Origin of the sequence: Pedobacter antarcticus (assembly GCF_900112985.1) — a bacterium.
Lineage (GTDB): Bacteria > Bacteroidota > Bacteroidia > Sphingobacteriales > Sphingobacteriaceae > Pedobacter > Pedobacter antarcticus.
In genome coordinates, this window is record NZ_FONS01000014.1 from 89,144 (window position 1) to 101,828 (window position 12,685).

The following is a 12,685-nucleotide window of genomic DNA, read 5'->3' on the forward strand; positions in this document are numbered from 1 at the left end:
ACTTAACGAGATGATTGACTTGCTAAAGAAAAATGATTCTGAGAAACTTGACTGGTTTGCCAGCTTTGGAGACGACATCAGACATATCACTATGAATGTAAACGCTTATCGAAGAGGCTTAGATTTTGGTTTTACTGAAATTAAATTTGATCAACATGGATGGTTTGTCAGACCTCAATTTTTGGATTTTGAAGCTATCAAACTAGGTGATACAAAAAATTACAACTCTTATAGCGAAATTAGAATTGGCCGAGGACCAAACCTCGTCTGGACATATGCGCTTAGTTACAGCTTCGGAACCGCTGGAGGTGGTAGTAATATTTCAGTATATGATCGCCCTTATAAGGACAGAGAAACAGCTCTTAACTCAGCTTTGAGCGACCTTAAAGATCTGATGCAAGCTAAAGTTGGCAATAGTGATAGAAGTAACTACAACCCTCAAATAATTGCTTCAACTTTAAAAGCCGTTTCTGAGTATAAATATAAAGATTCACAAATGACGTTATTTTAAGGTCATTTACTATCAGGCGACTGTTCAACGCCTGGCCACTCAGCTGCAGGTTCTCCAGGAAGTCAATGTAGGCGACAGATTCGATCCGGATAAGCCCGGATCTGCGACCGGCAAGCCTCAATATAGGCGACTGTTTGTTCAAAATGTATCCCTAAATCCCGAATACCAAAGCTATGGCCGTACTTTGGAATGTAGACCGAATTTCAAAATCCCTAAAAACAAATAACTTTTAGGCGACACCTTATCCTGATATCGCTCAGGAGCTTCATTCTACAATCACCCAGACTGGCGACCTTACGTATCTCTTATAATCTCCCATTGCACCCTGCGGCTTGTTGGCTTTGCCCAACTTTACATTTACGGAGAATATTACTCTAGCTCCTCTCAAAGAAGATTATCCCTCCCCCATTTACATCACTAGTCCTCCTACCTTGCAGTAAATATTCTGGCAAAAGAAAAAATGTTTAGCCTATATTTTTTATAAAGTCTTAGCAATAAATGTCAACTTTTATTTGCAAATATATGTATTTATACATATATTTATGTAAGAAACGAAGACGATATGGAAGCTAAAAACATCTCCCCTGAGTGTACACCTGTAAAGGAACTAAAATTTCAAATTGAATCTAAATCCGGCCTACCAGATACATTAACTCACATAGTTGAATGTATCTCATTTTGGAATAAAGAAGGTGCTATATGCCACGAGAATAGCAAAACAACCAAGTGGCCTGATGAACATAAAAATCGGACATGCAAGACTATCAGCTATGAGGACTTTATTTTGTGGATGATCTCTAGCGATTGTGAGGCTTTCGTATTGTCTAATCCGCAATACATTACCGGTAAAGGCGGCCATCACGTTTGGATTGCTGACAAGAGTACTAACGAGCGAATCCTAATTATTTTCTTTGAGGTTACCCCACCTGAACCAACCAAGGCACCTAAACGCAGATTTAAGGTTAATCGTAAATATACCCACTTTGCCATCAGCAGAGCCACTAATAAAATCGTTGATGGATGGGATTATAAAGGAATCGACAAAGAGAGTATCAAGTACTATACTGCCATTGATCTTAAAGACAATGATAGATTGGTAAAGGATTTTAAAATAGTTGAAAAATCAAAAGTTATCAAGTCTGGAATAGATCCTATGGACTGGAATAATTGGGGGAATAACTAACCCCACCCCTTTTACTCACTTATCTTCTAACCCTAATTCCTTTTTTATGAATACTCAAATCTCAATTTCAGACACAGTTTTTTATCATGGTACAAATGCCAATTTTGATAATTTTGATATTAGCATGAGAGGCAGCAATACCGAATGGTCTAATACTGTTCATGGTTTTTTCTTCGCTGATAAAATCGAAAATGCTTTGCTATTTGGTGAGCGAATTATTAAGGCTCGATTGTCTTTAAAAAATCCTATAGATTTAAGATTGGAATCAATATTTAGCATTCAAAGCCAGGCATCTACTATTTGGGAAATCCTTACAGGTGAAATTCTATCTAACGAAGAAGCTTTATATACCTTGAATGAGGAAATCGGTTTAGGAGAACTTGGTGAACTTAGGGATGCTTTAGATACCGAAGACGCAAATGCCATCTTAGTTGAAAAAGGCTATGATGGTATTCTATCTTCACTAGGAAATGAACAGATAGAATATATTGTTTTTAGCGTGAATCAAATTGAACAATTAGCCAACTAATAATTAGCATTATTGCAATGGATAATGGGAAAAGTTCTCCAAGGTTAATAATGGTGGGGATCGATCAAACTTCAAAAATAAGGTTGAAGGTTGGGCAACTAAACTAAATGCTGTTTTCAATACCATTGGTTATGAGGTAACCATCAAAAGGAAAGATGAAAGTCCAAATTCATAAAATCTTTCATGGTAAGGCGACAGCCTTTCTCCGGAGCGGAGCGGATCTGCGCCTGATCCGGCACTCTCCAGGCACAAGCTAGGCGACAAATGTTAACCAGGTTAACAAGCTGCAGGCGCTGCCGGTGCCTAATTCAGGCGACAATTCCAAAGTTAGTATAGCTATAGGAATCTTCGGTTACGAGCAATTTGACTTCTCATGTACTCATTGAATAAGTCTTCCTGAGCTCGTTGTTTCCGCTTTCTGTTTTGGCGTTTAAGGAATCCATAAATAAACCATGCTTTCAACAGCATAATTACCACATATGGGGTATAGCTGAATTCTTTTGATGTAGTTTCTCCTAACGCAATCATTGAGACTGCAATGGTTAGTAGTAAGAAATAGAATACAGTTCTCATAGCATTAGGATTTATATAAAAATAAACTTTTATCAGCTTTTTTCAAGCTCATTAAGCTTGTAGATGCTCTCTTTTATTTTATCTGGCAACTGGTCTCCATATCTTTCTTTCAGTTCTTCCAGTACCGTTTCAATTATTCTAACAGTATAAGGAACAGTTGGTTCTTTAAAGGTAATCCCCTTTTTTCTACCTGCCCCACTACGTTTGCCGCCTCGTAAAGTTGAATCCATATTTCGTTTATCCAAAGCTATGAGATCCATATCTATAAGACAAACTATTAAGTGCTTTTGATTAAATGTGTACATTTAATGACTTTATGATGACATTTAGTATATGTCTATATACATATATTTGATATATATAAATTCAAGCGCCATGAAGATAAGAGCTTTCAAAATTGATTCCCTTAACAGGGAAATTGTTGAACTTCAGATCGACCCCTCATTAAAAGTTTTTAATGAGGTTATCGGCTGCCGTTGTGTTGATGTCATCAGACTGGATGCTTTGGGAACGGATGTTATTTACATAGATGATGAGGGACTATATCAGGTACCTGAAGGGGCATTCTCAGTAAGGGGGCTTTATGGTGTGTTTTCCGGGAACGGACTTGTTGTAGGAACCTTCGAGGGGCAGGATGTAGATTGTACAACAACTCTTGATAAACTTAAAAAACTCATCAGGTTTGAAGATCCGCATTACCGTCCAGAGCCAGCTTTACAGTTTATTGTATTATAAAATAAATTGCTAATTTGGGGCGAGAAGGGATTAACCCTGATTTGATATATTTAAATGGAGAAAATTTTAGATGGCGATCAAGATCAGCCTTATTCAACCTATATTCATAAGCTCCTGGAATTTGAGTTAATCACTCCTACAACGCTTTCCACTAAGATGTGGCCGAACCTACCTGAAAAGACTGCATATAATAAGCTGTACAACAAATTGAATAGAAAGGCTAAACAACGGATAACTGATGCTGATATCGCTTTAGCAAAGTCTGTTTGTCACGAATTAAAACTGTTTCTCTAAGATTTGGGTTCATCTTCTCCCTTCGGCTTACCAGATTTAAGAGCAGATATTACTTCATCCTTAGCACTAACGATCTTGTGTAAATATTCGTTTTCTTTTTTAGTTAGCTCTAGCTCTTTTTGCAGTTGAAAGATGATCCTTTGATTTTGATCTCTGTAGAATTTCTCCGCATCATCTCCTGGTGCTAGTTCTTCACTTTCTATAGGTCGATAACGCTCTCCTTGGCCGGTTTCCAAATAGTCTATATTGATATTATAGATTTCCTCAAGCATGTACTTAATCCGTGCTGTAAGGTTATTTTTTCCCCTTTCAAGATCAGAATACCCGCCTTGTGTTAAACCTAATGATTCCCCAAATTTTCCTTGGGTCTTACCAGAATCCTTTCTGTATTCTCTAAGTCTTATGCCTATTTGTTGTTTTTTTTCCATTTTCCATTTGAAGCGCGTCTTTAAGATTCTCCATGAGACGATGATATTTGCCTAAAGCACAATATATTGCATAATTGTGCAATTATGCATTTTAATTTCCTCCCGAATCGTAAATATAGATAATCGTTTTTAATTGAATCTAAGTTCAGATCCTGAAAATCGATTGAGTAAAATATCGTTTACCCCACTTCCAAAAAAGCACAGATCGACAATATATTATACCGTTTTACAGTTATAATACTGCTGGAACCGTAAAAACCTGTTATCGGCTATAAGAGGCACGGGTTTAGCTATAAAAATTTCACTATAATTGTGTAATCATTAACCCTATCCTTATACTATGAAAAAGGCGAGAGCTGAAGACAAGCAATTAGTTGTAGCTATTCTTACGAAGTCCTTTAATGAAAATCAAAGCGTCAACTACATTGTTAAACAAGACAATAAAAGAGAATCACGGTTAAAAGAATTGATGGCTTATTCATTTGAAATTTGCTATCGATATGGTGAGGTCTACTTATCTGACGATAATACAGGTTGTGCTCTTGTTCTTTATCCTGAAACAAAATCTGTTCTTAAGACCATTCCCCTGGATCTGCGATTGCTTATTAAATGCATAGGTATCGAGAATGCAGGTAAAGCTATGAAGCGAGAAAGCTTGATCAAAAGTCAGTACCCGAAAGAGCCGATCTACTACCTGTGGTTTATCGGGGTGCTACCTGATCAACAGCACAAAGGTGTAGGTACTTCGTTAATGTTGTCAATCTTAGATGATGCCAGACGTCAATCAAAGCCTGTTTATTTAGAAACTTCTACAGTGAGAAATATTAAGTGGTATCAGAATTTCGGCTTTAATATTTACCATGAACTTGACTTTGGCTATAAGCTATTTATGCTGAAAGGACGGTAAGAAGGTATGAATGTATTCGATACTGAAATGCATCTGGTGACATTTCTCTTTGTTATAGCTGAATCCGTATTATTATTATTCCAGACATTTTATCTTCTTTCAAGGCCATCTGAAAAGCGCAGGCTTTATTTCGTAATTCTTTTATTCCTATTGATTTTATATAACATCACTGGGGGCCTATTTCCTGATCCTAACCTCAGCATAGATATTAAAGTTCAAAATATCTTAGCGTATGGTACCGGCTTCTCAATGGCCTGCTATTTTCCGTACTACTTCTATAAAGGATGGGAATTGAAGGAATTGAGGTTTCATGCCTTTTATGGTGTTTGGTTGTTTTTGTTTTTACCATACTTGGCCTTTATAGGGATCGAGTATATGTTTACCGGTGATCTGATCTCTTCGGTCCAACATGGGGTTGCAATTGCTTTTATATATGCCATAGTTGTAATGCTAAAGATGTTCAAGGCAATATCCATGAAATATGCACTTGATAATAGTGGATGGACAGCCGATGTGTATTTAACCTATTTCGCCATTATACCCTGGATTGCATTGCCATTAATTAGTTTCTTTCAACTTTCACAATTTGTAGAGGTAATGGTTACGAACCTGGGATTTACTATTATTACATTCCTGTTCTCCCGGAACAACATTATTAAATCATGGGAGGAAGAGCGCCAACTTGCTAGCCTTAATGGAAATCTAAGCCTATTGGACAGCTCTTCAGATGTATTCTTGAATAACTGCCAATATTATAATTTAACGGCCAGGGAAATAGAAATTGTTACTCTAATCCGGATAGGGCAGACATATAAAAGTATCGCTACTGATCTGTTTATAGCGGAAAAGACCGTTGCTAAGCATGTTCAGAATGTCTATCGGAAAATGGACGTGTCCAATAAGATGGAGTTGGTCGGCAAGTTAGAAGACAATCAACCCAAAACTGAAATTTAGTATCTGCCTACTTTTTAGGCAGATACTTTTTCTTCTGAAACACAGCAACAATATATGCAGCTGGATCTTCTATTTGCGACTTATTCTTTTGCTTCTTTATTTGCTCAATTAATGCTTCAAATTCGGGCATATATTTTTGAGCTATCAACTCAGCATACGCTTTTGAAATCCCGTAGGCTTCTACTGTTGATACAGCCTTTTGATAAGTTAAAGAGGTCTGGATGTCTACTTCTTTGGTATTAACCCTGTTGTAGTTTACATATATGGTAATGGAGTGAAAGGAACGCCCTTTTTTATGTAATTCGTAATCGAATGTAATGTCGGTATGCGTGTTGATTTGCTGTTTTGAAATCTCTAATACATTCTTTCTAAATGCGTTCACTTCAGTAAACTGCTCAGGAACTTTGTTCTTAGGGTCTTTCAAGTATAGCATTTCCTTAAGTTTGGCGATCTCAATAGTGATCTTCCCTACTGCCCTCCACTGGCATGCCAGGGTGTACAAACGTTTAGCATATTTTGAGGAACAGGATAGAACGGATTTTAGCTGAAATATTGTAAAGTTGTTTTTCAATTCAAATAGATAGGGTCTGGCCTCCGGAGATACTGAGGCTGTAAAATATCCTTTGCCCTTCATGTACTCAAATCCACTAAATAGCCAAATTTGTTTGAGGCTCCGTTCAGTCTCAATAGTAAACATTCTGCTACCCATATCCTCAGTAGCCTGCTGCAATTGGTTATAATGCCATTCACGACCGGTTATCGATTCAATGTCCTTGGCATAGAGGTTATATTTCTTTTCCTTATCGTCATCCTTTTCTAAGGATGCAAGTAGCAAGAAGAGAATATCTAATTGACAAGCAGTAAAGTCATACCTTCCACTGGTAATCATGTTATGCTGCATGATTACTTTGTCTTTGGGTAGCTGTTGAAGTTCCATGATCAAATATAACAAAACGAATATTAAAAACGAAGTATTGTTTATCATTATTCGTTTTGTATGAAGCTCAGGAATTTTAAGTGTTTACAACAGGCGACAGATATATACCCGACCAAGCGAGATCCAGTACTGATATCTGTCCGACCTAGATAACTTCAGGCGACTGTTTGATGCCTGGCGGCTCAGCTGGAGCATTTCCAGGATGTCTGATCAGCCGACAAATCTATCTTTTAAGATTGTCCAGACTGATAAAACCTTCGTTTTAGGTTTTGCGAGCTATCATATCTTTTGATTGTTATTATAAATGAGGCACTTGGACATAAGATTGACTGATAAAACCTTCGTTTTCAACTAGCTAATACAGCTGATAAAGAGGTGATTAGATTTTAACCATCATAATGCTAGCGCCTAAATACATGAAATAAAATCGGATACTACCCCTTCAGGAGGCCATATTTTTGTTACCACACTGATAAAACCTTCGTTTTAAAGTCAGCAACATGCAGTATATCAATTATTTATGCGGTATATATGGTTTGAAACGCACTGGAATAGCTTTAATTTGAAAAAACGAAGTATACTTTCTCTTACTCGTTTTTAACTGATAGAACCTTCGTTTAACGATGATAAAACCTTCGCTTTTAAGGATAATAACTTCGGAATAAATGATGATACCTTCTTTTTAGCTGATAAAACCTTCGTTTATATGCCTATAACTATCTGTATATTAACGCATTACAGGGGCGTAAAATAACAAAGTAAAGAAAGTAATTAAATTAAAGAAACATGTTAGGCCACCTCTTAAGCTTATACAGACGTGTGTTTTTGAGAAATCGACAAAATGGCAGGAAAACAAAAAAACAAGAGGGAGGGAACAAAATAAAATTCTGTTTCCCGTTTGTAACAAATCTGTTACATTGCCCCCGGTTTCCATAAATGCTTTTGAACAAGATCAATACTATTATGTTTTTATGCATTTATGCGTTTATGCGTTTATGTCTTTATGTCTTTATGCTTTATAGTATAATATCAATTACATCCTTTAATCTAGTGGTGTAACATGGAGATAGCTTTTCATTTTTCAACTTCCAATTCCTTCCAAATCCCTGACTTCCTAATCGGAGTTTATCAGTACCGTACAGTCCATTGATCTTATCCAAAGCTACCATAATCTTTTCTTGTTTCTCAGAATCGAATTGATAAAATAAATTACTTTGAACCTGGTCTGAGGAAATTATATCCGTGACAATGACCCCGGCCTTCTTATATTGATACCCTTTGCGATAAATACCTTTTAGTGCCAAAAGAGCAAACTTATTTAGTTCCATTGTGCTATTAATAGCTACAGGAAGAATTGTTGTTTTTGAATTGCTATACTGCTTAAGATCCCCTCTGAACAAGTTAGTCTGCACAAAGACAGTTACAATCTTGCAACACGAATTCTGGTCCCGTAACTTCTTAGCACATTTAGCAGTGAAATTACTCACGGCCTCCGCTATATTTTCGTACTCCGTAAGCATCGTTCCAAAGCTTCTTGAAGTACATATTCCTTTTTTTGAAGCAGGTGCTGATTCCAGAGGTATGCATGGTTTACCTCTTAATTCATACCACATTCTTAAACCTGTAATTGTCATTTTTGATTTTACCCATTCGCTAGGCAAACATGAAAATTCCAAAGCGGTATTAACCCCGTGCTGAGCAAGCATTTTTGCATATTGACCACCAATTCCCCAAATGTCACCGACCGGAAAATCTGATAAAGCAATATGTATTTCTTCTTTAGTCAGGATAGCTTTAACACCTCTTGATGTGGGATCTTTCTTGGCTAACTTATTTGCGAGCTTAGCCAGGGTTTTGGTTGGTGCCAATCCTATGCTGATGGGAATTCCTGTATTTGTTGTGGTAGTCTTAACGATATGTCTGGCATATTCCGGAAGATCATAATATTCAAATCCCTTGAACTGTAGAAAGGCTTCGTCAATGCTGTAGATTTCGGTTTCAGGAGAGAACCTGGATAAGGTTGCCATAACCCTACTGCTCATATCTCCATAGAGGGTATAGTTAGATGAAAATACTTGAACTTCTTTTTCTTCGATGAGCGATTTGATTTCAAATGCCGGAACTCCCATCGCAATACCCAGGGCTTTTGCCTCATTCGATCTTGCAACGACACAGCCATCGTTATTGCTGAGTACAACGATAGGCTTACCCACCAATGAGGGGTTAAATACCCTCTGACAGCTTGCGTAAAAGTTATTGCAGTCCGCTATTCCAATGATCATAGTGCTTTGTTTATAATATAGGTGACCTTACCCCAGATAGATCCTTGGTTAGCCTCGTCAATTAAAACAGGTTTAAAATTTCTGTTAAAGGCCATCAAATATGTGTTACCATTTTCCTTTCGGATTTGCTTTAGTGTAAATCCCCCATCAATCCAAGCCACTACTAGACTGTTATTTTCCACTCTGAGAGATTTATCTACAATGGCTAGAGAGCCATCAAATATTCCTATATCTATCATCGAATCCCCCGTTATTCGGCCTATGAATGTACTGGAAGGGTTTTTGATCAGTGTTTCGTTCAAGTCTATTGCCAATTCCATGTAATCGGAAGCAGGTGAAGGAAAGCCAGCCTGAATTCCTTTGTCAAAGTATGGAATCAGCTTATTTGTGTTATTTTGTATCGTATATAATTGAATCTTGTGCTCCATAGTGCCGGTAAAAATACTAAATATATTAGCAAAGGAAGCTTAAACAGATAAATATGAAAACGCAAGAACTAACACTACAGCTTTATAGCTCTCTTAGAGACAAGGGCTATACTTATTTTTATGGTTCGATTGAAGAAGTCCCGGAAGACGAATTTGGAAATTCAACATTGATAACTTTAACACCAATTAAATTTGATCCGGAGAATCTGCCGATCCCAGAAGAATTCCATGCCTGGTATTCATTCTCTGAATCGGGTACTGAAATGGCTAAAGGTGTCGATACTATCAAGTTTGTGGTGCTACTTCCGGAAACTATAATTGCTTAAATACGATGTGTTATAATTATTCGCAAGAACTCAAGGCTCAGGATCTTGAAATTGAGTATAATCGAGAGATGCCAAGTGAGTATAGGGAACAGTACCAGCCGTACTATAATGCTGATGGATATGCTCACCCCTTGATGCCAGTTATATCCTCTGATCAACCCAACATTATTCAACTGCAGGAATGGGGATTGATCCCTATTTGGGCTAAGTCAGACGATGATGCCAAAGTAAAAAGAAAAGGAACATTGAATGCAAAAGCTGAAACACTGTTTGAACTCAACTCCTTTAAAAATATAGCTCCCACCCGAAGGTGTCTAATTTTGGTAAGTGGTATATTTGAGCCTCATCATTTTAGTGATGGGGATGTAAGGTATTACTATATTACCCGAAAGTCTAAAAGATCCTTTGCAATAGGCGGGATATGGAATTATTGGAGAAGCCCGCAAACCGGAATCGTTCACCGATCATTCTCTATGATCACCACCCCGCCAAATCCACTTTTAGAAGCGATACATAACAATAAACCCAGGATGCCGTTTTTCGTCCCTGATCATCAACATAATTCATGGCTCTCAAATGATATCAGCATTACGGACATTCAGTCTCTTATGCAGCCTTATGAAGACGTCAGTGACTTACGAGCCTGGCCTATATCAAAGTCAATCAACTATAGAAAAACAAACTCGAACATCCCAGAAACCTTGCAGCGAGCCGAGTTATCTCATCCAGTCCACATTCGTGAAAATCAACACATTTTAGATATCCTAAACCGATATATAGCTTAGCTATAAATTACGATCTATTTTTGTCGTTGCCTGGTTTGAACATTCGGGATCAATTTTCCCCAAACTTGGTATATAAGATCATTTACGTCGGGGCATTTATTACCCCTTGCAAAATACTTGCCTTCCCCCCTCTCCTACTTTTAGATTTTGTAGCAATTTTAGTACTACGTATATACGTACCCCTGTTTAAAGGCTATTATGGAGGTATATACGTTGGTTTACGTATATGCCTACGTAGATAAAATACTGCTTGCTTCGCATTCAAATACGCATAAAAGAGTATTTGAAATCCTTTCCTGCCGGCCCATATTTGATTAATGGCAAGCCGATACTGGTCGCCACCTACGATCTACAGAAATCCACCGAGCTTAATAGTTTTTACCATATAATATCTATAATACAGTTTAACCATAAAATTATATGTCTGTATAACAGTTAGTTATGTATTTAAGCTTTAATTTTAAGCTATGCTTTTGCATAAATGCATAATAACCGTATATTTGATATGTAAATAAGGTTTAACCGTAAACTTTACTTACAGGCGGAGCGAATAACGCCATATTTATAAGATGCTAGGTAAGCATTAAAGGAAATACCTAAAGCTGCAAAGGGCTAAAACATTTGTTCCGTGTGTAGGATCAAAGCACCGACTAGAGGACTGAAAGAGTAGGCGAAAGCCTTTTATCCTCATCATACTTAGATCGAAGAAGGATGCATGGAGGGCTAACCCCACTCGAAGCGCCATAGCTATGTCAATAGTTTCTTACGTTGTCATATGGTGTGCGCCATATCTGATGATGGTCAAAAGGCCGAAACAACAAAACCTAACTTTATGAATATCGAAGAGCTTAGAGAAAGAATTAAGGAAATCAAAGACAGTGTATCTTTGGTAGACTTTCTAACCAAGTTAGGCTATGAGCCCACTTCGAAGAAAAGCGGTCATGAGAGGTTCTTTCTTTCACCTATAAGAGATTCAGACAGCGATCCCTCCTTCTCGGTAAATGACAGTAAAGGATTCTGGTATGATCACGGATCAGGCCAGGGCGGTAATGTAATTGATTTGGGTAAGTTAGTATTCAAGACAAATAGTATTCCCAAGGTTGTCGAGGAAATTGAAAAGCTGTATAATGGTCATCCATCTTTTTCTTTTAGCCAGCGTGAATTAGTACCCAAGGTTTATACTCCGAAACACGAGATTGTAAATGTTAAAGATTTAGGCCATAATGCTGCCATAACCTATTACATTGCTTCCAGAGGTGTTATTAATGCTGCTATATCTAGTAAGCTCTTAAAAGAGGTTTATTACGACCATATAGATGACAAAGGATCTAAAAAAAGGTATTTTGGGGTTGGGTGGCAAAATGCATCTGACGGATATGATGTCAGGAGTAAATACGGAAAGATCTGCATAGCTAAAAAGGATCTTTTATTTAAGGAAGGATCTAATTCTAAGATTTCAATTTTCGAAGGGATGTTCAATTACCTTTCTGCCCTGGAGAAAGACCCTTCCCTGAATAAAAACAATCTGATTGTTTTAAATTCCTTATCGATGGTAAACAGAGCTATTACACTCATAAAGGCCAGTGGCTCTATTAGAGATATAGATCTCTATTTTGATAATGGTAGCGGAGGCAGGAAAATGACAGCTGAGTTTCAAAAGCAATTGCCACATGCAGTTGATCGCTCCTATCTTTACAGGGGATATGATGATTATAACGATATGCTTAAAGCGGAAATTTCTCACAGAACACCTAAGCCTTGGCAATCCAATGAACCCGAAAGAAATTCTCAACACACCAGGTGATTTTTTTTT

Annotated in this window: 16 protein-coding genes; 10 read left to right on the forward strand and 6 right to left on the reverse strand. The window is 37.4% G+C overall.

Going from position 1 to position 12,685, the window contains the following annotated elements; all coding sequences use genetic code 11:
- Positions 1 to 10 precede the first annotated feature (10 nt).
- From BM192_RS19215 to BM192_RS19225, 3 genes are all read left to right on the forward strand, one after another.
- A complete protein-coding gene (locus BM192_RS19215) occupies positions 11 to 511 on the forward strand; it encodes a hypothetical protein (RefSeq protein ID WP_037441762.1) in 501 nt (166 codons plus the stop codon).
- Between the two features lie 790 nt (positions 512 to 1,301).
- Positions 1,302 to 1,694, forward strand: coding sequence for a hypothetical protein (locus BM192_RS20795; RefSeq protein WP_139218467.1), 393 nt, complete (start codon positions 1,302 to 1,304; stop codon positions 1,692 to 1,694).
- 46 nt (positions 1,695 to 1,740) lie between these two features.
- Positions 1,741 to 2,223 carry an ADP-ribosyltransferase-containing protein gene (locus BM192_RS19225; RefSeq protein WP_037441767.1) on the forward strand — a complete coding sequence of 161 codons (483 nt, stop codon included), beginning with the start codon at positions 1,741 to 1,743 and terminating at the stop codon, positions 2,221 to 2,223.
- 336 nt (positions 2,224 to 2,559) lie between these two features.
- On the opposite strand, the gene BM192_RS19230 is transcribed toward BM192_RS19225, so the two are convergent.
- Both BM192_RS19230 and BM192_RS19235 read right to left on the reverse strand, forming a co-directional pair.
- Positions 2,560 to 2,796 carry a hypothetical protein gene (locus tag BM192_RS19230; protein WP_037441770.1) on the reverse strand — a complete coding sequence of 79 codons (237 nt, stop codon included), beginning with the start codon at positions 2,794 to 2,796 and terminating at the stop codon, positions 2,560 to 2,562.
- A 32-nt stretch (positions 2,797 to 2,828) separates the two neighbouring features.
- Positions 2,829 to 3,101: a hypothetical protein gene (locus BM192_RS19235; protein WP_139218468.1), complete on the reverse strand. Its 273-nt coding sequence runs from the start codon at positions 3,099 to 3,101 to the stop codon at positions 2,829 to 2,831.
- Between the two features lie 70 nt (positions 3,102 to 3,171).
- Between BM192_RS19235 and BM192_RS19240 the strand changes: the two genes are divergently transcribed.
- Both BM192_RS19240 and BM192_RS19245 read left to right on the forward strand, forming a co-directional pair.
- A complete protein-coding gene (locus BM192_RS19240) occupies positions 3,172 to 3,531 on the forward strand; it encodes a DUF3846 domain-containing protein (RefSeq protein ID WP_074964099.1) in 360 nt (119 codons plus the stop codon).
- 54 nt (positions 3,532 to 3,585) lie between these two features.
- Positions 3,586 to 3,825, forward strand: a complete 240-nt coding sequence (locus BM192_RS19245; RefSeq protein ID WP_037441103.1) for a hypothetical protein — start codon at positions 3,586 to 3,588, stop codon at positions 3,823 to 3,825.
- Here BM192_RS19245 and BM192_RS19250 read toward each other — a convergent pair.
- Positions 3,822 to 4,253 carry a helix-turn-helix domain-containing protein gene (locus BM192_RS19250; protein ID WP_074964100.1) on the reverse strand — a complete coding sequence of 144 codons (432 nt, stop codon included), beginning with the start codon at positions 4,251 to 4,253 and terminating at the stop codon, positions 3,822 to 3,824. The two genes, BM192_RS19245 and BM192_RS19250, sit on opposite strands and share 4 nt — an antisense overlap.
- Positions 4,254 to 4,593: 340 nt before the next feature.
- On the opposite strand from BM192_RS19250, the gene BM192_RS19255 reads away from it, so the two are divergent.
- Both BM192_RS19255 and BM192_RS19260 read left to right on the forward strand, forming a co-directional pair.
- Positions 4,594 to 5,160 (forward strand): GNAT family N-acetyltransferase, encoded by a 567-nt coding sequence (locus BM192_RS19255; RefSeq protein ID WP_037441105.1) that lies wholly within the window; start codon positions 4,594 to 4,596, stop codon positions 5,158 to 5,160.
- A 6-nt stretch (positions 5,161 to 5,166) separates the two neighbouring features.
- Positions 5,167 to 6,114: a response regulator transcription factor gene (locus BM192_RS19260; protein ID WP_037441107.1), complete on the forward strand. Its 948-nt coding sequence runs from the start codon at positions 5,167 to 5,169 to the stop codon at positions 6,112 to 6,114.
- A 7-nt stretch (positions 6,115 to 6,121) separates the two neighbouring features.
- Here the strand turns inward: BM192_RS19260 and BM192_RS19265 are convergent, their stop codons facing one another.
- The 3 genes from BM192_RS19265 to BM192_RS19275 form a co-directional block, all read right to left on the reverse strand.
- Positions 6,122 to 7,051, reverse strand: a complete 930-nt coding sequence (locus tag BM192_RS19265) for a replication initiation protein (protein WP_074964102.1) — start codon at positions 7,049 to 7,051, stop codon at positions 6,122 to 6,124.
- 1,016 nt (positions 7,052 to 8,067) lie between these two features.
- Positions 8,068 to 9,333: a Y-family DNA polymerase gene (locus BM192_RS19270; RefSeq protein ID WP_037441121.1), complete on the reverse strand. Its 1,266-nt coding sequence runs from the start codon at positions 9,331 to 9,333 to the stop codon at positions 8,068 to 8,070.
- A complete protein-coding gene (locus BM192_RS19275; protein WP_037441119.1) occupies positions 9,330 to 9,761 on the reverse strand; it encodes a LexA family protein in 432 nt (143 codons plus the stop codon). The genes BM192_RS19270 and BM192_RS19275 overlap by 4 nt, the downstream gene beginning before the upstream one ends.
- A 53-nt stretch (positions 9,762 to 9,814) precedes the next feature.
- On the opposite strand from BM192_RS19275, the gene BM192_RS19280 reads away from it, so the two are divergent.
- The 3 genes from BM192_RS19280 (at position 9,815) to BM192_RS19290 (ending at position 12,676) form a co-directional block, all read left to right on the forward strand.
- On the forward strand, positions 9,815 to 10,087 hold the full coding sequence (locus BM192_RS19280) for a hypothetical protein (RefSeq protein ID WP_037441117.1): 273 nt from the start codon (positions 9,815 to 9,817) through the stop codon (positions 10,085 to 10,087).
- A gap of 5 nt (positions 10,088 to 10,092) precedes the next feature.
- Positions 10,093 to 10,872 (forward strand): SOS response-associated peptidase, encoded by a 780-nt coding sequence (locus tag BM192_RS19285; RefSeq protein WP_037441114.1) that lies wholly within the window; start codon positions 10,093 to 10,095, stop codon positions 10,870 to 10,872.
- Positions 10,873 to 11,704: 832 nt separating this feature from the next.
- Positions 11,705 to 12,676, forward strand: coding sequence for a toprim domain-containing protein (locus tag BM192_RS19290; protein WP_157282856.1), 972 nt, complete (start codon positions 11,705 to 11,707; stop codon positions 12,674 to 12,676).
- The last annotated feature ends 9 nt before the right edge of the window (positions 12,677 to 12,685 follow it).

Excerpts from the sequence above, each read along its gene's own strand:
- BM192_RS19215 (WP_037441762.1), top strand. The coding sequence starts at position 11 with ATGATTGACTTGCTAAAGAAAAATGATTCTGAGAAACTTGACTGGTTT.
- BM192_RS20795 (WP_139218467.1), top strand. The coding sequence starts at position 1,302 with ATGATCTCTAGCGATTGTGAGGCTTTCGTATTGTCTAATCCGCAATAC.
- BM192_RS19225 (WP_037441767.1), top strand. The coding sequence starts at position 1,741 with ATGAATACTCAAATCTCAATTTCAGACACAGTTTTTTATCATGGTACA.
- BM192_RS19230 (WP_037441770.1), bottom strand. The coding sequence starts at position 2,796 with ATGAGAACTGTATTCTATTTCTTACTACTAACCATTGCAGTCTCAATG.
- BM192_RS19235 (WP_139218468.1), bottom strand. The coding sequence starts at position 3,101 with ATGTACACATTTAATCAAAAGCACTTAATAGTTTGTCTTATAGATATG.
- BM192_RS19240 (WP_074964099.1), top strand. The coding sequence starts at position 3,172 with ATGAAGATAAGAGCTTTCAAAATTGATTCCCTTAACAGGGAAATTGTT.
- BM192_RS19245 (WP_037441103.1), top strand. The coding sequence starts at position 3,586 with ATGGAGAAAATTTTAGATGGCGATCAAGATCAGCCTTATTCAACCTAT.
- BM192_RS19250 (WP_074964100.1), bottom strand. The coding sequence starts at position 4,253 with ATGGAAAAAAAACAACAAATAGGCATAAGACTTAGAGAATACAGAAAG.
- BM192_RS19255 (WP_037441105.1), top strand. The coding sequence starts at position 4,594 with ATGAAAAAGGCGAGAGCTGAAGACAAGCAATTAGTTGTAGCTATTCTT.
- BM192_RS19260 (WP_037441107.1), top strand. The coding sequence starts at position 5,167 with ATGAATGTATTCGATACTGAAATGCATCTGGTGACATTTCTCTTTGTT.
- BM192_RS19265 (WP_074964102.1), bottom strand. The coding sequence starts at position 7,051 with ATGGAACTTCAACAGCTACCCAAAGACAAAGTAATCATGCAGCATAAC.
- BM192_RS19270 (WP_037441121.1), bottom strand. The coding sequence starts at position 9,333 with ATGATCATTGGAATAGCGGACTGCAATAACTTTTACGCAAGCTGTCAG.
- BM192_RS19275 (WP_037441119.1), bottom strand. The coding sequence starts at position 9,761 with ATGGAGCACAAGATTCAATTATATACGATACAAAATAACACAAATAAG.
- BM192_RS19280 (WP_037441117.1), top strand. The coding sequence starts at position 9,815 with ATGAAAACGCAAGAACTAACACTACAGCTTTATAGCTCTCTTAGAGAC.
- BM192_RS19285 (WP_037441114.1), top strand. The coding sequence starts at position 10,093 with ATGTGTTATAATTATTCGCAAGAACTCAAGGCTCAGGATCTTGAAATT.
- BM192_RS19290 (WP_157282856.1), top strand. The coding sequence starts at position 11,705 with ATGAATATCGAAGAGCTTAGAGAAAGAATTAAGGAAATCAAAGACAGT.